Source organism: Providencia rettgeri, from assembly GCF_023205015.1.
In the GTDB taxonomy this organism is placed as follows: Bacteria; Pseudomonadota; Gammaproteobacteria; order Enterobacterales; family Enterobacteriaceae; genus Providencia; species Providencia rettgeri_E.
In genome coordinates this window covers 3,093,783-3,114,511 of the sequence record NZ_CP096258.1, presented here as the reverse complement: position 1 = coordinate 3,114,511, position 20,729 = coordinate 3,093,783, and the positions used below count along the sequence as shown (strand labels likewise).

Below are 20,729 nucleotides of genomic sequence, written 5' to 3'. Positions count from 1 at the left end.
TCAGTTTTTTGATTTTAGCATAAAAAATCGTTTTTAATGTTAAAATATGTCATGCCAAATTGCATATTTGGTTATCAATTCATGCTAAATTTTAAAAAAATTTGTTAAGATTTGCAGGATTTTATGATTTAGCGCAAGGTCTTTATGGACAGATAGTGAATACTTTGTTACTTTATTAACCCATAAATAAATTGGTATTACCAATTAACACTGGGTAATACGTAATCAATAGTTACTCACTTATGAATATGGCAGATTATGACTTACGGTAAAATTCGCCAACCAAAGTTATCAGATGTAATCGAGCAGCGTCTTGAACATCTTATTTTCGAAGGGACATTACGCCCTGGCGAAAAGCTGCCCCCTGAACGCGAACTAGCAAAGCAGTTTGACGTATCTCGGCCATCAGTGCGTGAAGCAATTCAAACATTAGAGGCGAAAGGCCTTTTATCTCGCCGCCAAGGTGGCGGAACCTTCGTGCAAAAGAAAATGTGGCAAAGCTTTAGCGACCCTTTAGCTCAGCTACTTGAAGGCAATCCTGAATCTCAATTTGATCTCCTTGAAACTCGCCATGCCCTTGAAGGTATTGCCGCTTATTATGCCGCACTTCGTGGTACAGATGAGGATCTTGAACGGATTCGCCAAAGCTATGAATTAATTAAGACAGCGCAAGAAAATGGCGGACTAGAAGCAGAGTCAGACGCGGTATTACAATATCAACTCATCGTGACTGAAGCTGCTCATAATGTCGTTTTATTACATCTTCTGCGTTGTATGATCCCGATGTTAGAACAAAATATTCGTCAGAATTTTGAGTTTTTATATACCCGTAAAGAAATGTATAAAGCAGTTAGTGAACACCGAGCACAGATTTTTGCCGCTATAATGGCAAGAGAACCTGAAAAAGCACGTGAAGCTTCTCATCGTCACTTAGCTTTTATCGAAGATTTACTGTTGGATATTAGCCGAGAGCAAACTCGCAGGGAACGTTCTTTACGTCGGTTACAGCAACATCCTGATTTGAATTAATAATATAGATCCTGACTGCTGCGTCTATATTATTGTGAATACTCTTGTTAAGAGTTAAAGCGGCAACTACATCAGGGCCTATCTTCCTGCTGTTTTATAGCAACTGGGAAAATAGCAGGAAGATAGGCTCCACATAAACATATAAAATAGATAACAGATAAGGAATACACCATGTCAGATATGTTAAAAAATGACGTGGATCCGATTGAAACTCGCGACTGGCTACAGGCGATTGAATCGGTCATCCGTGAAGAAGGTGTTGATCGTGCTCAGTTTATTATCGAACAGGTATTAAGCGAAGCACGTAAAGGCGGTGTTAATATTGCCGCTGGTGCATCTGGTCATTCTGATTACATCAACACAATTGCTGTTGAAGATGAGCCGGCATACCCTGGTAACATGGATTTAGAGCGCCGTATTCGCTCTGCAATTCGTTGGAACGCAGTGATGACAGTTTTACGCGCTTCCAAAAAAGACTTAGAGCTGGGTGGCCACATGGCTTCTTTCCAGTCATCAGCAACTTTATATGAAGTGTGCTTTAACCACTTCTTCCGTGCGCATAATAACAATGACGGCGGGGACTTAGTCTTCTTCCAAGGCCACATCTCTCCGGGTATTTACGCACGTGCGTTCTTGGAAGGCCGCTTAACTGAAGAGCAAATGAACAACTTCCGTCAAGAAATTGGTGGAAATGGTCTGTCTTCTTATCCACACCCTAAATTAATGCCTGATTTCTGGCAGTTCCCTACGGTATCAATGGGTCTGGGTCCAATTAATGCTATCTATCAAGCGAAATTCCTGAAATACCTTGATAACCGCGGACTGAAAGATACATCAGCTCAGCGCGTATATGCATTCCTTGGTGATGGTGAGATGGATGAGCCAGAGTCTAAAGGTGCAATTACTATCGCAACTCGCGATAAATTAGATAACTTAGTGTTTGTTATCAACTGTAACCTGCAGCGCTTAGATGGCCCAGTTACAGGTAATGGTAAAATTGTTAATGAACTAGAAGGTATCTTTAATGGTGCTGGCTGGCAAGTTATCAAAGTTATGTGGGGCGACCGTTGGGATGAATTACTGCGTAAAGATACGAGCGGTAAACTTGTTCAACTGATGAACGAAACCCTAGATGGCGACTACCAAACCTTTAAATCACGTGACGGTGCATACGTTCGTGAACACTTCTTTAATCGTTACCCAGAAACTGCAGCATTAGTTAAAGATATGACTGATGATGAAATTTGGGCACTGAACCGTGGTGGTCACGATCCGAAGAAAGTGTATGCTGCGTTCAAAAAAGCACAAGAAACTAAAGGTAAACCAACTGTTATTTTAGCGCAAACCATCAAAGGTTATGGTATGGGCGAAACAGCAGAAGGTAAAAACATTGCTCACCAAGTGAAGAAAATGAACATGGATGGCGTTCGTCATTTCCGTGATCAATTCAATGTACCTGTTGCTGATGAGCAAATTGAAAACCTGCCATACATTACGTTTGAAAAAGATTCCGAAGAGTACAAATATCTGCATGAGCGCCGTCAAGCGTTAGGTGGTTATTTGCCAGCGCGTCGTTCAACCTTTGATGAAAAATTGGATATCCCTGCTCTGGCAGATTTTAGCCAATTATTGGAAGAACAATCTAAAGAAATTTCAACAACTATCGCGTTCGTTCGTGCGTTGAACGTTATGTTGAAAAACAAATCGATCAAAGAGCGTTTAGTACCAATCATCGCTGATGAAGCGCGTACATTTGGTATGGAAGGTCTATTCCGTCAAATCGGAATCTATAGCCCTAAAGGCCAGCAATATACTCCGCAAGACCGTGAGCAAGTTGCTTACTATAAAGAAGACTCGAAAGGTCAAATTCTGCAAGAAGGTATCAATGAGCTGGGAGCGGGTTCTTCTTGGTTAGCGGCTGCGACATCATACAGCACTAACAACTTGCCGATGATCCCATTCTATATCTACTACTCAATGTTTGGTTTCCAACGTATTGGCGACTTGATGTGGGCAGCAGGTGACCAACAAGCTCGCGGTTTCTTAATCGGTGGTACTTCAGGTCGTACAACACTGAATGGTGAAGGTCTACAGCATGAAGATGGTCATAGCCATATTCAATCACTGACTATTCCTAACTGTATTTCTTATGACCCAGCTTTCGCTTACGAAGTTGCGGTGATCATGCAAGACGGTTTAGAGCGTATGTATGGTGAGAAACAAGAAAACGTTTACTATTACATCACGACGCTAAATGAAAACTACCACATGCCAGCAATGCCTGAAGGCGTAGAAGAAGGTATCCGTAAAGGTATCTATAAACTGGCTTCTGTTGAAGGTAGCAAAGGTAAAGTTCAGCTGTTAGGTTCAGGTTCGATGATGCGCCACGTGCGTGAAGCCGCTGATATCTTGTCTGCTGAGTATGGAATTGGTTCTGATGTCTATAGCGTGACTTCATTCACTGAATTGGCACGTGATGGCCAAGATTGTGAGCGTTGGAACATGCTGCACCCATCTGAAGCACCACGTGTTCCATACATTGCACAAGTGATGAACGATGCACCTGCAGTCGCATCAACTGACTACATGAAACTGTTTGCAGAACAAGTTCGTACTTATATTCCAGCAAGTGATTACCGTGTTCTGGGTACAGACGGTTTCGGTCGTTCAGACAGTCGTGAAAACCTGCGTCACCACTTTGAAGTGGATACATCCTATGTGATCGTTGCAGCGTTAGGTGAATTAGCTAAACGTGGTGAGATTGATGTAAAAGTCGTTGAAGAAGCGATTAAAAAATACAACATCAACCCAGATAAAGTTAACCCACGTTTGGCATAAGAGGTAAAAATCAATGTCTATTGAAATCCAAGTGCCTGATATCGGTGCTGATGAAGTTGAAGTCACCGAAGTGATGGTTAAAGTTGGCGACAAAGTAGAAGCTGAGCAATCTCTCATTACCGTTGAAGGTGATAAGGCTTCTATGGAAGTCCCATCTCCACAAGCGGGTGTGGTAAAAGAAATTAAAATTGCTGTTGGCGATAAAGTGACAACAGGCAAGTTAATCATGGTATTCGAAGCAGAGGCGGGTGCCGCAGCGCCTGCTCCTGCAGAAGCCCCTGCGGCTCCAGCGGCAGCGCCAAGCGCAGCAGTATCGAAAGATGTTGCTGTACCAGATATCGGTGGCGATGAAGTTGAAGTGACTGAAATCATGGTTAAAGTCGGTGACAAAGTAGAAGCTGAGCAATCTTTAATTACTGTTGAAGGTGATAAAGCCTCAATGGAAGTTCCTGCGCCATTTGCTGGAACAGTTAAAGAAATCAAAATTGCAACTGGCGATAAAGTGAAAACTGGCTCGCTGATCATGGTATTTGAAGTGGCTGGCGCGGCACCTGCTGCGGCTCCAGTAGCACAAGCAGCAGCACCAGCGGCTCCAACAGCTTCTGCAATTAAAGATGTTAATGTTCCAGACATCGGCGGCGATGAAGTTGAAGTCACTGAAGTGATGGTCAAGGTGGGTGATACTGTTTCCGCTGAGCAATCAATCATTACGGTTGAAGGCGACAAAGCCTCAATGGAAGTTCCTGCACCATTCGCGGGAACCGTTAAAGAAATTAAGATTGCGACTGGCGATAAAGTGAAAACTGGCTCGCTGATCATGACCTTTGAAGTGGCAGGTGCAGCTCCAGCAGCGGCTCCAGCAGCTCAACCGTCTGCCCCAGCTCCAGCTCCTGCTCCTGCAGCGCCAGCGAAAGCAACTGACAGCAAAACTGAATTTGTTGAAAATGATGCATATATTCACGCAACACCGGTTATTCGCCGCTTAGCACGTGAATTTGGTGTTAACTTAGCGAAAGTTAAAGGTACAGGTCGTAAAGGCCGTATCCTGCGTGAAGACGTTCAAGCTTACGTGAAAGATGCCGTAAAACGTGCGGAAGCTCCAGCGGCTGCGGGTGGCGGTTTGCCAGGTATGCTGCCATGGCCGAAAGTGGACTACAGCAAATTCGGTGAAGTTGAAGAAGTTGAACTGGGTCGTATCCAAAAAATCTCTGGTGCTAACCTGAGCCGTAACTGGGTAATGATCCCGCACGTTACGCTGATGGAAGAAGTGGATACCACTGAAGTTGAAGAATTCCGTAAGCAACAAAATAAAGAAGCTGAAAAGAAAAAACTGGATGTGAAAATCACACCTTTAGTTTTTGTCATGAAAGCGGTTGCACGTGCTCTGGAAGAAATGCCACGCTTTAATAGCTCTATTTCTGAAGATGCACAGCGTCTGTTCCTGAAAAAATATATCAACATCGGTATTGCGGTAGATACGCCAAATGGCTTAGTTGTTCCAGTCTTCAAAGACGTTAACAAAAAAGGCATTTTAGAGTTATCTCGCGAGCTGATGGAAGTTTCTAAGAAAGCGCGTGCAGGTAAACTGACTGCGTCTGATATGCAAGGTGGCTGCTTCACGATTTCCAGCTTGGGTGGTATCGGAACCACCGGTTTTGCACCTATCGTGAATGCACCAGAAGTTGCAATTATGGGGCTGTCACGTTCTTCAATGAAACCTGTTTGGAATGGTAGCGAATTTGTTCCTCGCCTGATCCTGCCAATGTCACTGTCCTTTGACCACCGTGTTATCGATGGTGCTGATGGAGCTCGCTTCATCACTCTAGTAGGGCAATTAATGAGCGACATTCGCCGTTTAGTGATGTAAATAATAAGACCGGCGAATGAGCCGGTCTGTTTTATTTAGGCTGAGGCAGAATTTTTTGCTGCTGCTACGAAAGGTTGGGAGTTACATCACGAAATGAGCCTTTTCAGGGTGTTAACAATTCTGTAAACTGCTCTCGGTGTGTACTTTTCCAGTGGAAGATCGTTTATTCAGCAGTACCGCTGGACAAAACAAAAAGAGGTCATGATGAGTACTGAAATTAAAGCCCAAGTCGTTGTGCTTGGTGCAGGCCCTGCAGGCTATTCTGCGGCTTTCCGTTGCGCTGACTTAGGTTTAGAAACTGTTTTAGTAGAACGTTATTCAACCCTTGGTGGTGTTTGTTTAAACGTTGGTTGTATCCCTTCTAAAGCTTTACTCCATGTTGCAAAAGTGATCGAAGAAGCAAAAGCTTTAGCAGAACACGGTATCGTTTTTGGTGAGCCAAAAACTGACATTTCCAAAGTTCGCTTATGGAAAGAAAAAGTGATTAATCAGCTGACGGGTGGTCTAGCTGGTATGGCAAAAGGCCGTAAAGTTAACGTAGTTAACGGCTTCGGTAAATTCACAGGTGCCAACACGCTGGTTGTTGAAGGTGAAAACGGTAGCACAACTATCAATTTCGATAATGCAATCATTGCTGCGGGTTCCCGTCCAATTCAATTACCATTCATTCCACATGAAGACCCACGTATTTGGGACTCAACCGATGCATTAGAACTGACTGAAGTTCCTGAGCGTCTGCTGGTTATGGGTGGGGGGATCATCGGTTTAGAAATGGGAACTGTGTATCATGCACTGGGTTCTCAAATCGATGTAGTTGAAATGTTTGACCAAGTCATCCCAGCGGCTGACAAAGATGTGGTTAAAGTATTCACCAAACAAATCAGTAAAAAATTCAACCTACTGTTAGAAACTAAAGTCACAGCTGTTGAAGCGAAAGAAGACGGTATCTACGTTTCTATGGAAGGTAAAAAAGCTTCCGCAGAACCACAACGTTACGATGCTGTATTAGTGGCAATCGGCCGTGTTCCTAATGGTAAAAACTTGGATGCAGGCAAAGCTGGCGTTGAAGTTGATGACCGTGGCTTTATCCATGTCGATAAGCAAATGCGCACTAATGTTCCGCACATCTTTGCAATCGGTGATATCGTTGGTCAACCAATGTTGGCTCACAAAGGTGTTCACGAAGGTCACGTTGCCGCAGAGGTTATCTCTGGTCTGAAACATTACTTTGACCCGAAAGTTATTCCATCCATCGCTTATACTGAGCCAGAAGTTGCATGGGTTGGTTTAACTGAGAAAGAAGCGAAAGAACAAAATATCAGCTATGAAGTTGCGACTTTCCCATGGGCTGCATCAGGCCGTGCAATTGCATCTGACTGTGCTGAAGGTATGACTAAACTGATTTTCGATAAACAATCTAACCGTGTTATCGGTGGGGCTGTTGTCGGTGTGAACGGTGGTGAATTACTGGGTGAAATCGGCCTAGCAATTGAAATGGGTTGTGATGCTGAAGACTTAGCATTAACTATCCATGCTCACCCAACACTGTATGAATCAATCGGTATGGCTGCTGAAATTTACGAAGGTAGCATTACTGATTTACCAAACGCAAAAGCGAAAAAGAAAAAATAATTTTCTTTAATCGCACAGATAAACAGTATCTCTAGTATGCTGTTTATCACCAAAGCGAATTGAAGCCAATGTGGAAACACGTTGGCTTTTTTTGTATTTATCTAAAAATAAAGACAAAGTTTTATTTAATTCATTAATGCTTGTTTTTAATAACTAACTAAGAAATTTAGTATCTTTGATATGATTATTTAATTCAGTATTTTTATATTATTTGAATGATACTGTTTAGTTGACTATAAAAATATTAAATTTTATTTTCCTTATTGTGATATTTAAATGCTAATAAGGAAATTAGATTATGACAAATATGAGTCATGTGGATTCAATGACTGTAATAGGAACTCGATTACCTGTTGAGAATAATACCGCTTTATATTTCGGTGATGGATATTATGATGGATATAATAGTTATCTTGAAAGTTATAGACATGAAGTTTCACCTGAATGGTATCACGCTCTAAATGATTTTATGGATTACATGTCATATTGTGAATATATGGCTACTCCTATAGATATTGAGTCTTTATTAGATAAAAATGGAAAGGTTGATTTATCATCAAAAGAAAATATTGAGACTAAAAAGGAAATAATTAAAGAGCATATCGAGAAACAAAAATTATTTTTGGAAAAAGTTGAAGGATTTAATGAATGGAAATTTTTAAATAATCCAGAGAAATACCCTTTTGTACAAGAGATAATGATATCTGGCAGATTAATCAGCAAAGAGTATAAAACCTCAGCTGAGCTAGATAGCTTTTTAATTGGGTATAATGAGAATACCTATCTAGACAGTTTGAATGACAATTATAAATATGGAGATGGAGATGAAGAGATACTTGATAAGTCGGCAAGAGAAAGTATTACTTCTGTTAAATATTTACATAGCAGATTAATTAATGCCATTGATGTTAATACAGAGAATTTGAATAAACTCAACTTTACTCAAAGTAGTATATTTGCTATTCCGTCTCCGAATGTTCCTACATTACCTCATGGTGTTGGTTCAAATTCACAAGTAACACAAACAGCAGATAGCAGTATTGCAAAAGGTATCGAAAAGGCATTAGGTAATATTCGTGATGGTCTAGCGGAAACGTTTGATTGTACTTTCGGACTGAGTTGCTCAAATGATTTAGATAAAGCAGCAAAAAATCCAAATGTTGGGAAACCTCATACTGGTGGCGACCAAATCCCTGAGCAAGGCCGGACGGATACAAGCGGAAACCAAATACCCGAACAAGGAAAAATTGATACGGGTGGAAACCAGCTTCCAGAACCGATCGAAAAACTGCCTGGAACATCTATTCCTGATACTCTATCTTTAGATAACCTCGCCTATTTAAACAAGATTACACAAGGTGAACATGCGGGAATCAGAAATAAAGAGGGGCGTCCAGTCAGTTCAGTCATTAATGATGTTCAAAAATCGAGGCCTTCAGATATCTTAATACAAGATGATGGTCGTTGGGTTGTAAAAGGTAATGACGGAAGAATACATCTAATTGAGCCTGATGGAGAAGTGGTCTCGTCATTTAAAAATAGTGATAGAAATACGGCTCAACGTACTAGAGATGGGCGATGGAATAGACCTAGTAATGAAAAACTAGATGAATTTAAAGAAAAATTTTCTGATTATGTGAGGTGGTAGGATGGATATACTAAAAATTAATTACATACCAGAAGCGGATGTAACTTTATTTGATATTCGTTTATCTGAATCGGAAGTTGTAATTTATACAGATTGCTTAAATTACGTTTTAACTCATTTATCTGATGAGCAAATATATGAAAAAACGGAATGTTCAAATAAACAAGAGTTATCACATTACTTGACAGATCTAAAAAATTTAATGAAATCAATGGAACATAGAAAATACCTTCCTGATAGGTACAAAGATCTATAAAAAATAATGGCATAGTGGCTATTTAAAGAGCCACTATGCCAACAAATTTTAGTCTCTTACCTTAATCATTTTACTCGCTCTCAGCCAACCGGATGATCAACTGTCCGGCTTGGTGAGTGAGGGTATGTGGTTACTCACCTTAAACCCAAACTCACTCAATCACTTGCCGCTTAACATGAGTTGTGGGCTGGGGTTTGGTTTACCTCGGTTGGGGGGAACCCATTGTATACTTTCTGGTTTTGACCACTGCTTCTTTAGTACACTACAATCGTGCTTATCCTCAGCTGTGAGAGCATGGGACAAACATGCAGCTAGACCCAGTGGCGTTTTTGAACCCTTAAATGGTAATCCAGCGCAAAAAAATGCTGCTGCCGAAAATTTTATCCGAGAAATCTTTAAAGATCCTAAAGTAGTTCGAAACGATTTAGGTGGTGGTGCATTTGAATATCGTTTGCCTAGTGGAAAAGGCGTTAGATATAATTATAATGCAGATGGCTCATTTAATACTGTGCTAGACCCAAAGAAGGCAATAAAATGAAAGATAATAAATTAGAACTATTTTTTTCAAGTCCAATGGAATATGAGAATCTAACGTTAGAGGTTCAATTAAATTGGGAGCGGGTTGCAGAAATTAATCAAGATAAAGGTGTAGATAATTTAGAAATTGAACTATTTGGTTCAGATTTATCCCACGGTTTTACAGCTAAAATGCCTTTAGATGATCTAATTTCAATATTGATTGAAGCCAGAGATACATTAAAGAAACAATGAATTTTTACTGAATGAGTAAAAATCCTTGCTCTACACTGGGATCTGAATTAACGATCTTACTCGCTGTCAGCTAACGGGATGATTAGCTGTCTGGTTTGGAACGTGTGTGGGTAGTGGCTACCTTAGGTAATATTCGGTATGGCTGCTGAGATTTACGAAGGTAGCATTACTGATTTACCAAACGCAAAAGCGAAAAAGAAAAAATAATTTTCTTTAATCGCATAGATAAACAGTATCTCTAGTATGCTGTTTATCACCAAAGCGAATTGAAGCCAATGTGGAAACGCGTTGGCTTTTTTTGTTTTTGTAAATATAAACAGTTAGTCGCGTGTTCTTATTCAATTGTTAATTAAAGTCGATATTGATTATTTTATAAGTAATACGTAGTTAATTTTAAATAACCGAATATTTCTTATTAAGAACGGTTAGTTGACTATAAAAATATTAAATTCTAATTTTTTTATTCTATTTTATAACTGATAAGGAAGTTAGTTTATGAATGATGTGACACACCTAGGTACAATAACTGTATGGGGAAACAATCCAAGAGAGCATTCAATGATTATTTTAATAATTATGATAATGCCCATGAAGATATTGATTTAACTGGGAGGTATGAAAAATTAAAATGTATTTTACATGAAAATCTTTATGATAATATAAAAATAGCTGATATCCATGATGATGTTAATAATCACAAAGTCGACATTTTTAAAAATCCTTCGATTAAAATTAAGGATAATTTAAAATCTAAACAAACATTAATTGAAAATGATTTAATTATATTGAGAAAGGATATTGCGGAGATTGAAAAATCGCCTGGCTGGAAATTTATCATTGATCCGCAAAAGTACCCTTGTACATATAAATGGAATTTTCAATCTTCAGACTCCTCACAATTAAAGATTTCAGCAACCTTTAAATTTCGCACAATTGAAGATAGAGACAGGCTCCTCGCAGATGATTTTGACGATAATATACCGGGTATACCGAGATTTCCTTTTGATAATATAGATCTATATATAGATGCGGTTAATAAGCGAGCTGACCGTGATGCTAGAAATCAATTGCTCGAAATTAAGAGACAACATAAAAGTACTACGGATAAAATTCAGTTTAATGTAAATGAATTAAATAAGCTGAAAATAGCCCAAAGTAGCATGTTTGCTATCCCCTTTCCGAATGTTCCTGCATTACCTCATGGCGTTAGTTCAAATTCACAAGCCACACAAACGGCAAATAGCAACATTGCAAAAGGCATCGAAAATACATTAGGCGCTGTTCGTGATGGTCTAGCGGAAACGTTTGATTGTACTTTCGGACTGAGTTGCTCAAATGATATAGATAAAGCAGCAAATAATTCAAATGTTGAGAAATTTCATACTGGTGGCGACCAAATACCTGAGCAAGGCCGGACGGATACAAGCGGAAACCAAATACCCGAACAAGGAAAAATTGATACGGGTGGCAACCAGATACCTGAGCAAGAGCGGACGGATACTGGCGGAGATCAAATACCTGAACATATAGATAATACGTATATAACCCCACTGCCTAATCAGATTACAGTCGAAGATATTGCCTATTTATCTGAAAACAAAAATAATATTAAAAATAAATGGCATCAGGGTAGTTTTAACTCTCCTGACGAATCATTACAGAAGCATTATGAAAAACATGGAAAAGAAGTTGGAGCGGGTAGTATTGAGCAGTACAGAAACAAAGCTGAAGAATTTGTCAAAAACTTAAAAGGTGCTAGAACAGTGAAAGTAAGAGGTGCGACTGATAATGTGACTCGTTATTATAAAAACGGGAAATATTTAGATAGAACGTCCGAAGGAAAGATAATATCTTTTGGAAAACAATAATATAGAGGGATATGCTATGTGGCATGATTTAAGTATTACAAAAGTGAGCTGTATAGAGAAAACAGTTGCTGAATTCACAGTTACTATGATCCCTATTTTGCCTTATGCCAAAATGAAGATAAAAATTTATGAGGATCAGTCGGGTTTTTTTACAGGTATGACGGATTTAGCAATAAAAAGAAAATTTGATGGTTGCCCCGAGTGCGCCATTGGACGTGGAAGTACCATTGAGAAAGCGTTAGAAGATACTATCCTCTATTTTAAAGAAATGTTGAGTCAAGATGGTTTTACTGAATTAACCGAAGATGACATTAGCTACGCAGAGTGGTCTGATTTTTAAAAGTTAAAAGATCCCAGTTCTGTACTGGGATCTCAGCTAACGGGATGATTAGCTGCCTGATTTGGAACGTGTGTGGGTAGTGGCTACCTTAGGCAATATTCGGTATGGCTGCTGAAATTTACGAAGGTAGCATTACTGATTTACCAAACGCAAAAGCGAAAAAGAAAAAATAATTTTCTTTAATCGCATAGATAAACAGTATCTCTAGTATGCTGTTTATCACCAAAGCGAATTGAAGCCAATGTGGAAACACGTTGGCTTTTTTTGTTTTTGTAAATATAAACAGTCAGTCGCGTGTTCTTATTCAATTGTTAATTAAAGTCGATATTGATTATTTTATAAGTAATACGTAGTTAATTTTAAATAACCGAATATTTCTTATTAAGAACGGTTAGTTGACTATAAAAATATTAAATTCTAATTTTTTTATTCTATTTTATAACTGATAAGGAAGTTAGTTTATGAATGATGTGACACACCTAGGTACAATAACTGTATGGGGAAACAATCCAAGAGAGCATTCAATGATTATTTTAATAATTATGATAATGCCCATGAAGATATTGATTTAACTGGGAGGTATGAAAAATTAAAATGTATTTTACATGAAAATCTTTATGATAATATAAAAATAGCTGATATCCATGATGATGTTAATAATCACAAAGTCGACATTTTTAAAAATCCTTCGATTAAAATTAAGGATAATTTAAAATCTAAACAAACATTAATTGAAAATGATTTAATTATATTGAGAAAGGATATTGCGGAGATTGAAAAATCGCCTGGCTGGAAATTTATCATTGATCCGCAAAAGTACCCTTGTACATATAAATGGAATTTTCAATCTTCAGACTCCTCACAATTAAAGATTTCAGCAACCTTTAAATTTCGCACAATTGAAGATAGAGACAGGCTCCTCGCAGATGATTTTGACGATAATATACCGGGTATACCGAGATTTCCTTTTGATAATATAGATCTATATATAGATGCGGTTAATAAGCGAGCTGACCGTGATGCTAGAAATCAATTGTTCGAAATTAAGAGACAACATAAAAGTACTACGGATAAAATTCAGTTTAATGTAAATGAATTAAATAAGCTGAAAATAGCCCAAAGTAGCATGTTTGCTATCCCCTCTCCGAATGTTCCTGCATTACCTCATGGCGTTAGTTCAAATTCACAAGCCACACAAACGGCAAATAGCAACATTGCAAAAGGCATCGAAAATACATTAGGCGCTGTTCGTGATGGTCTAGCGGAAACGTTTGATTGTACTTTCGGACTGAGTTGCTCAAATGATTTAGATAAAGCAGCAAAAAATCCAAATGTTGGAATGGAGTTAGGGGTAGAAGAAAAAGGTGCTTTAGAGACTTCTGGTGGTAGCGTAAGTGGCACTCCTAATGGACTTGAGCCCGATGATCAAAGGCTTAAACAACAAACAATTCAAGTTTCTAATAGAAAAAATGAAATTAAAGAATTATTTGAATATGATAATAGTAGATCTGGCATTCAAATAGGAAATAGGACTTTAATTGAAACGCCAAACAAAGGTAACGCAAAGATTTTTAATGGAGCATCAGAAGTAGAAATTAAGCAGTATTTTGTTGAGTTAACAGGTAATAGAGTTTTACCGGAAGTAAGGGCTGTTCCGGGAAAAGGAAATATTTATACTGTTAAAACCCCAAATGGGAGCTTCAATCTACGTGATTTTTCTCATTCTGCAAGTGAAACAGGGAAGGCTTGGACGATTGATATTCCAAGAGGTATTGCTAAGGATGCTGCACCAGCAGAAATAAAATTTTTAAAGTGAGTCTATAATGGAAAAAACTCTACATTTTGATGAGATTATTGGTGATGCAAAAGGGCTATGGTTATCAGGGTTGTTTGGTTCCATAGTGAGTTGGAATCCAAACAAGTGTTTCTATGAACATAGGGGGATATTCTTTTCTATGATAAAAGAGTTATTAGAGAAGCAAATAATTAGATTCTGTTCTCCTGATGATCCTTTAGGCAAAAACATTCCGTATTGGAATGCTAATAGTCAAGAAATTGTTAATCATCTTGAACAATACTGGCCTGAAAATGCTAAAGCAGAGGATGATGATGACTTGAACTTCTATTTTTATGAAATGCCAGCGATTTTATGGATGGATGGATCCGGAAAATATGTGGGTTCTTAAATTTTCTATCTAAATAGGTTTAGGTCAATACAATAATTTCCTTAGATGATTCTGTAAGACCCTGTAAATAATTCTGTATATTTACAGGGTCAAATGATCTGACTTGATGATGCTCAAGGCGTAAGCAATCGCTGGTTTGGCCATTGTTTACACCTTATCGACATTTACTCACTTTTAATCATTAGTGTAAGCTAAAACAAAATAATATATATCAATGAGAAAACGCTATGGAACTAAAACCTACTGCAATTTTAATCCACGTACCCGATGTACAAGCAGGATTGGCTTGGTACCAGAAAGCGTTTCCACAGGCAAGGGCGGAGTACCTGCCTAATTTTGATTTCACGTTATTACATGTCGGGGACTTCACGATAGAAGTGGTGCAAGCGGATAAAAAAGTCAGTGAAGGTAAAAAAGGAACGGTATTGTATTGGCAAGTCGATAATTTTGATTTGGCTTTTGAGCATTTCACTCAGCTAGGGGCAAAACTGTACCGCGGGCCAATGTTAATAGATGGTAATAATCGAATGTGTCAACTTGAAGACCCGTTTGGCAATTTAATGGGTTTAAAAGGGCGGTAAAATCCATTAAAACCGTTAAAAGGATTAAAACCAATCGCAATGATTTACCTTATCAATTAGTAATATAAATAAAATTGCGATAAAAAATATAATTTGTGATAGCTGATGAAAAAAGGCACTAATTAGGGTGCTTTAAGTTTTAAAATGCATTATAAAAAGTATGGTTTTTTCGGCGTTTTACGATGATTAATAGTATCTTAAGCTGAAAAATAGCCAGTAATGAAGTGTTAAGGCGTAAAGTTAGTAGTTAAATGTTGCTTTCTTGTGAATGAATTAACATTACGTTTAAATTCTGCTATGCTGATCGCCCGAAGCTGGGCATAATTTTACCGCCATTGAGATTATGCGAGCAAATTCCTCTGACCTGGCACCGGATGATAATTTTGTCAGTATGGTGCAGACAGCCGGGTATACAAATTACAATGAAGCGAGGAGAACGTCGTGCTAGAAGAATACCGTAAGCACGTAGCCGAGCGTGCCGCTCAAGGGATTGTCCCTAAGCCATTAGATGCGTCACAAGTAGCTGCACTGGTAGAGTTACTCAAAAACCCACCCAAAGGTGAAGAAGATTTCCTGTTAGACCTGCTGACCAACCGCGTCCCCCCTGGTGTTGACGAAGCAGCGTACGTAAAAGCTGGATTTTTAGCCGCGATAGCGAAAGGCGAAACTTCCTCTTCTCTTATCTCCCCCGAAAAAGCCATTGAACTGTTAGGTACTATGCAGGGCGGATATAACATCCATGCACTAATTGAAGCGTTGGATGACGAAAAACTGGCGCCAATCGCCGCTAAAGCACTCTCCCACACCTTACTGATGTTTGATAACTTCTACGATGTAGAAGAAAAAGCGAAAGCGGGAAATGTTCACGCGAAACAAGTTATTGAATCATGGGCAGATGCCGAGTGGTTCAAAGAGCGTCCTGCATTAGCTGAAAAAATGACCGTGACTGTGTTCAAAGTCACTGGTGAAACTAACACCGATGATTTATCACCTGCTCCTGATGCATGGTCACGTCCAGATATCCCATTACACGCATTAGCAATGCTGAAAAACGCACGCGATGGTATTGAACCAGACGATGCGGGTAATGTTGGCCCAATCAAGCAAATTGATGCGCTGAATAAGAAAGGTTTCCCATTAGCTTACGTGGGTGACGTTGTCGGTACTGGTTCTTCTCGTAAATCAGCGACTAACTCCGTGCTATGGTTTATGGGTGACGATATCCCATTTGTGCCAAATAAACGTGGCGGTGGGGTAGTATTGGGCGGCAAAATTGCACCGATCTTCTTTAATACAATGGAAGATGCGGGCGCATTACCAATTGAAGTGGACGTTTCTAAACTGAATATGGGGGATGTGATTGACATCTATCCATTTAAAGGTGAAGTGCGAAACCATGAAACGGGTGAGCTGCTTGAAACATTCGAATTAAAAACCGATGTGCTGATTGACGAAGTCCGTGCGGGCGGTCGTATTCCACTGATTATCGGCCGTGGTTTAACCAATAAAGCACGCGAATCTCTGGGCTTAGAAGCGACAGAAGTATTCCGTCACGCTAAATCTGTTGCACAAAGCAACCGTGGCTTCTCATTAGCACAAAAAATGGTTGGTCGTGCTTGCGGTCGCCCAGGTATTCGCCCTGGTGAATACTGTGAGCCAAAAATGACCTCTGTAGGTTCACAAGATACAACTGGCCCAATGACCCGTGATGAACTCAAAGACTTGGCTTGTCTTGGTTTCTCTGCAGATTTAGTCATGCAGTCATTCTGCCATACAGCAGCGTATCCAAAACCTGTTGATGTGACCACACACCACACTTTACCTGATTTCATCATGAACCGTGGCGGTGTTTCTCTGCGTCCAGGAGATGGTATTATCCACTCATGGTTAAACCGTATGTTACTGCCGGATACCGTTGGTACTGGTGGTGACTCACATACGCGTTTCCCAATCGGTATTTCATTCCCTGCGGGTTCTGGTTTGGTCGCATTTGCTGCAGCAACAGGGGTGATGCCTCTGGATATGCCTGAGTCAGTACTGGTTCGCTTTAAAGGCGAAATGCAACCGGGTATCACATTACGTGACCTTGTTCATGCAATTCCACTGTATGCAATCAAAGATGGTTTACTGACCGTAGAGAAAAAAGGTAAGAAAAACATTTTCTCTGGCCGTATTTTAGAAATTGAAGGTTTGCCTGAGCTGAAAGTTGAACAAGCGTTTGAATTAGCGGATGCGTCAGCAGAGCGTTCAGCGGCAGGTTGTACTATCAAATTGGATAAAGCGCCAATCATCGAGTACCTGCAATCGAATATCGTTCTATTAAAATGGATGATAGCGGAAGGTTATGGCGACCGTCGTACTATCGAACGCCGTATCAAAGGAATGGAAAACTGGTTAGCAGATCCACAACTGCTCGAAGGTGATGCAGATGCGGAATACGCAGCAGTGATTGAAATTGACCTCAATGATATCAAAGAGCCAATTCTGTGTGCCCCAAATGACCCAGATGACGCACGTTTATTGTCTGATGTGCAAAACGAGAAAATTGATGAAGTTTTCATCGGTTCTTGTATGACAAACATTGGTCACTTCCGTGCAGCAGGTAAGTTATTGGATTCCCACAAAGGCCAATTACCAACACGTTTATGGGTTGCGCCTCCAACTAAGATGGACGCAGCACAGTTAACCGAAGAAGGTTATTACAGCGTCTTTGGTAAGAGTGGAGCGCGTATTGAAGTCCCAGGTTGTTCTCTGTGTATGGGTAACCAAGCACGTGTGGCAGATGGTGCAACGGTTGTTTCCACTTCGACACGTAACTTCCCGAACCGTTTAGGGACAGGTGCGAATGTTTACCTCGCATCAGCAGAACTGGCTGCGGTCGCTTCCTTATTAGGTCGTTTACCAACGCCGGCAGAATATCTGCAATTTATGGATAAGGTCGATGAAACAGCAGCGGATACCTACCGTTATCTGAACTTTGACCAATTATCACAATATACCGAAAAAGCGGATGGCGTGATTTTCCAAACAGCCGTGTAATCAGGTAATATTAGTCATGAAGGCTCCTAATTTAGGAGCCTTTTTTAATTGGGTGTATTCGCTAAATATATTCAGAAATTTCGATTAAAGTTAAATCGTCATCACGTAAGTAAAGAGATCTAATTGCACCAGTCCGATTAACCGGCCCCTCGATAATTTTTACACCTTGTCGTTCAATATGCTTTTGCACGTCATTATTCAGTTTTATTCTTTTGATGGTAATACCTCTCAACAAAGCGGTTTGACTCGCGTTATACTAGGTTCAATAACGCAAGAGTAGAGGGACTGCATATGGACTACCAATTTTTCCAAGATATCACCGGAGCTATCTCCGCTAAATTCTCGATGGATCATGAGGCTATTGGATATTGGCTTAATGAAGAGGTTAAAAACGACCTTAGTCTGTTAGATGCTATTGAAGAAAACTACGAAAAAATTAAAGGTAGTGAAAAACAATGGGAGCTTATTGGCCACGAATATACATTGTTGCTTGATGATGAAGAAGTGATGATCCGCGCCAACCAATTATCATTTGAAACCGAAGGGTTGGAAGAGGGAATGAGTTATTATGATAATGAAAGTGTTGCATTTTGCGGCATTGATGACTTTCTGTTAATGTTAAAAGATTATCGTCTTTTTGTTATAGAAAATAGATAAAATAATTTTATTTAGTGATTTGTTTTGTATTTCAATAAATCACCGCTATTATTTGCAGTGTACGGCCAGCCGTTAAACGCTTAGTTAAAGATTAATTGGCTGGGATTAATTTTGATAATTGGATTTTAAAGGGCAATATATATGAATACTGATGATGTTACAGGCGCGTTGAATGAAGCAACGAATTGGTTTGTGGCAAACCAAGATCTGTTAGTTCAGTATGTTGTAAATATCGTGTCTGCTATCGTTATCTTAATTGTCGGGATGATGATTGCAAAATGGGTCGGACGTGGTTTGCATCGCGTGATGACTATGAAAGGCATTGATTCAACAGTCAGTGACTTTTTATCAGCGATAGCACGTTATACCATCGTCGCATTCACTTTAATTGCGGTATTAGGAAAAATTGGGGTACAAACGGCCTCTGTGATCGCGGTAATGGGTGCGGCAGGTTTGGCTGTTGGTTTAGCATTGCAAAACTCGCTGGGTAACTTTGCGGCAGGTGTGTTGCTGGTGGTATTTAGACCACTAAAAGCGGGAGAGTATGTCTCGATTGGTGCTGTTGAAGGTACAGTGCAAAATGTACAAATATTTTCAACGACATTAAGAACGGCAGATGACCGTATTATTGTTATTCCTAATGGAAAGATCATTGCTGATAACATTATTAATACCAGCCGTGAGCCTAATCGCCGTCAAGATATTATTGTGGGTGTTGCTTATGATTCTGATATTGATGTGGTGAAAAAAGTATTAGGTGATATCGTCGCTGCGGATAGCCGTATTCAGCATGCGAAAGGCGTTACTATCCGTTTACATGATATGGCTCCATCATCATTAAATTATTTAGTGCGTTTTTGGACCACCAATGGTGATGCATGGCCTGTATATTGGGATTTGCTAGAAGAGTTTAAGCGAGCGCTGGACAAACATAATATTGGTATCCCATTCCCACAAATGGATGTGCATGTTCATAAACAAAATGCACCTATCAAGCAAGATCCTGCAGAGTAATACTTGGCTAAGTAACATTTAGCAGTTTCACTGAAAATAAGAGCCTGTCTTTGATGGGCTCTTATTCATTTCCCTTTCTTATATTTTTATACTGATATTTTTTCTTACTGATGCGTTTTTGGCTATAAGTGATACTTATGACCTATTAGACTTAATCATTTCCACTAATAATTTTTTATCGCTAATATTCATGCATATTAATTGAATAAAAAATTGGAATTAATGCATGTTTTCGATCTATTTACAGGGTGCGCTATTAGGTGCTGCAATGATATTACCGTTAGGACCACAGAACGCATTTGTCTTACAGCAAGGAAGCCGAAAGCAGTTTCATTTTATGAGTGCATTATTATGCGCTCTAAGTGATACAGTTTTAATTGTCGCCGGCGTGTTTGGTGGTAGTGCTCTACTCAGCCAGTCCGAAATATTAATGCAATTGATCACGTGGGCTGGTGTCGTATTTCTTATGTGGTATGGCTATGGTGCGTTTCGTACAGCCCTTAGCCCTGATGAGGTGATACTTCAAACGGAAAGCCGGGCTATCACAAGGTGGAAAGTGATTGTCACACTGTTTGCTGTCACTTGGCTGAATCCACATGTTTATTTAGACACCTTCGTTGTATTGGGCAGTGTGGGAGGCCAATTAGAAAGCCAATTACGACCTTGGTTTACGGCTGGCGCATTAACAGCATCATTTGTGTGGTTCTTTGCATTAGCGATACTTGCTGCTTGGTTTTCTCCTGTACTAAATAAACCACGTTCACAGCGTATTATTAATATTTTTGTCGGTGGCGTGATGTGGTTTATCGCATTTCAACTTGCAATACAGGGGCTTAAGGGGCTTGGTTTGATTTCTCAATAACAATATATCTTCAACAGACACTCAATAATGTTCAATTTCTCATTATTCTGACTGTACTTTTTGTTCCATGTGTTACTGTTAAATTGAGCTCAGGGATAGTTTATCAGTAATTATCCCTTTTTTAGCGATAAATAATTTTCT

At 39.5% G+C, this 20,729-nt stretch carries 17 protein-coding genes and 2 pseudogenes; all 19 read left to right on the top strand.

Annotated elements, in window-relative coordinates:
- The first annotated feature begins 258 nt into the window (after positions 1–258).
- A complete protein-coding gene (gene pdhR / locus M0M83_RS14230) occupies positions 259–1,029 on the top strand; it encodes a pyruvate dehydrogenase complex transcriptional repressor PdhR (protein ID WP_004261987.1) in 771 nt (256 codons plus the stop codon).
- A 171-nt stretch (positions 1,030–1,200) separates the two neighbouring features.
- Positions 1,201–3,867 carry a pyruvate dehydrogenase (acetyl-transferring), homodimeric type gene (gene aceE / locus M0M83_RS14225; protein WP_125891402.1) on the top strand — a complete coding sequence of 889 codons (2,667 nt, stop codon included), beginning with the start codon at positions 1,201–1,203 and terminating at the stop codon, positions 3,865–3,867.
- A 13-nt stretch (positions 3,868–3,880) separates the two neighbouring features.
- On the top strand, positions 3,881–5,734 hold the full coding sequence (gene aceF, locus M0M83_RS14220) for a pyruvate dehydrogenase complex dihydrolipoyllysine-residue acetyltransferase (RefSeq protein WP_213914496.1): 1,854 nt from the start codon (positions 3,881–3,883) through the stop codon (positions 5,732–5,734).
- 204 nt (positions 5,735–5,938) lie between these two features.
- The gene (gene lpdA, locus M0M83_RS14215) at positions 5,939–7,366 is read left to right on the top strand and encodes a dihydrolipoyl dehydrogenase (RefSeq protein WP_125891400.1); all 1,428 of its coding nucleotides are present in this window, start codon (positions 5,939–5,941) and stop codon (positions 7,364–7,366) included.
- 298 nt (positions 7,367–7,664) lie between these two features.
- Positions 7,665–9,014: a hypothetical protein gene (locus tag M0M83_RS14210; RefSeq protein ID WP_248466792.1), complete on the top strand. Its 1,350-nt coding sequence runs from the start codon at positions 7,665–7,667 to the stop codon at positions 9,012–9,014.
- 1 nt (position 9,015) lies between these two features.
- Positions 9,016–9,270, top strand: a complete 255-nt coding sequence (locus tag M0M83_RS14205; RefSeq protein WP_004265621.1) for a hypothetical protein — start codon at positions 9,016–9,018, stop codon at positions 9,268–9,270.
- Positions 9,271–9,394: 124 nt separating this feature from the next.
- Positions 9,395–9,808: a hypothetical protein gene (locus tag M0M83_RS21840; protein ID WP_213914497.1), complete on the top strand. Its 414-nt coding sequence runs from the start codon at positions 9,395–9,397 to the stop codon at positions 9,806–9,808.
- Positions 9,805–10,041 (top strand): hypothetical protein, encoded by a 237-nt coding sequence (locus tag M0M83_RS14195; RefSeq protein WP_004265618.1) that lies wholly within the window; start codon positions 9,805–9,807, stop codon positions 10,039–10,041. Before M0M83_RS21840 ends, M0M83_RS14195 begins: the two co-directional genes overlap by 4 nt.
- A 135-nt stretch (positions 10,042–10,176) precedes the next feature.
- Positions 10,177–10,248 (top strand): annotated as a pseudogene (locus tag M0M83_RS22020) (dihydrolipoamide dehydrogenase); the annotation flags it as partial.
- A gap of 323 nt (positions 10,249–10,571) precedes the next feature.
- Positions 10,572–11,909: a hypothetical protein gene (locus M0M83_RS14190; RefSeq protein WP_248466791.1), complete on the top strand. Its 1,338-nt coding sequence runs from the start codon at positions 10,572–10,574 to the stop codon at positions 11,907–11,909.
- Between the two features lie 16 nt (positions 11,910–11,925).
- Positions 11,926–12,249, top strand: a complete 324-nt coding sequence (locus tag M0M83_RS14185; protein WP_125895289.1) for a hypothetical protein — start codon at positions 11,926–11,928, stop codon at positions 12,247–12,249.
- Between the two features lie 101 nt (positions 12,250–12,350).
- A pseudogene (locus M0M83_RS22015) lies at positions 12,351–12,422 on the top strand (dihydrolipoamide dehydrogenase); the annotation flags it as partial.
- A 323-nt stretch (positions 12,423–12,745) separates the two neighbouring features.
- A complete protein-coding gene (locus M0M83_RS14180) occupies positions 12,746–14,065 on the top strand; it encodes a hypothetical protein (RefSeq protein ID WP_248466790.1) in 1,320 nt (439 codons plus the stop codon).
- 7 nt (positions 14,066–14,072) lie between these two features.
- Entirely contained in the window at positions 14,073–14,435 is a 363-nt protein-coding gene (locus M0M83_RS21835) for a hypothetical protein (protein WP_166267662.1), read from the top strand.
- A gap of 227 nt (positions 14,436–14,662) precedes the next feature.
- Positions 14,663–15,016, top strand: coding sequence for a VOC family protein (locus M0M83_RS14170; protein WP_213914569.1), 354 nt, complete (start codon positions 14,663–14,665; stop codon positions 15,014–15,016).
- A gap of 441 nt (positions 15,017–15,457) precedes the next feature.
- Complete coding sequence (gene acnB, locus M0M83_RS14165) at positions 15,458–18,055, top strand: bifunctional aconitate hydratase 2/2-methylisocitrate dehydratase (RefSeq protein ID WP_125894132.1); 2,598 nt, start codon at positions 15,458–15,460, stop codon at positions 18,053–18,055.
- Between the two features lie 291 nt (positions 18,056–18,346).
- Entirely contained in the window at positions 18,347–18,712 is a 366-nt protein-coding gene (locus M0M83_RS14155; RefSeq protein ID WP_125894128.1) for a YacL family protein, read from the top strand.
- A 141-nt stretch (positions 18,713–18,853) separates the two neighbouring features.
- The gene (gene mscS, locus M0M83_RS14150) at positions 18,854–19,726 is read left to right on the top strand and encodes a small-conductance mechanosensitive channel MscS (protein ID WP_248466789.1); all 873 of its coding nucleotides are present in this window, start codon (positions 18,854–18,856) and stop codon (positions 19,724–19,726) included.
- 226 nt (positions 19,727–19,952) lie between these two features.
- The gene (gene argO, locus M0M83_RS14145) at positions 19,953–20,588 is read left to right on the top strand and encodes an arginine exporter ArgO (RefSeq protein WP_213914567.1); all 636 of its coding nucleotides are present in this window, start codon (positions 19,953–19,955) and stop codon (positions 20,586–20,588) included.
- The last annotated feature ends 141 nt before the right edge of the window (positions 20,589–20,729 follow it).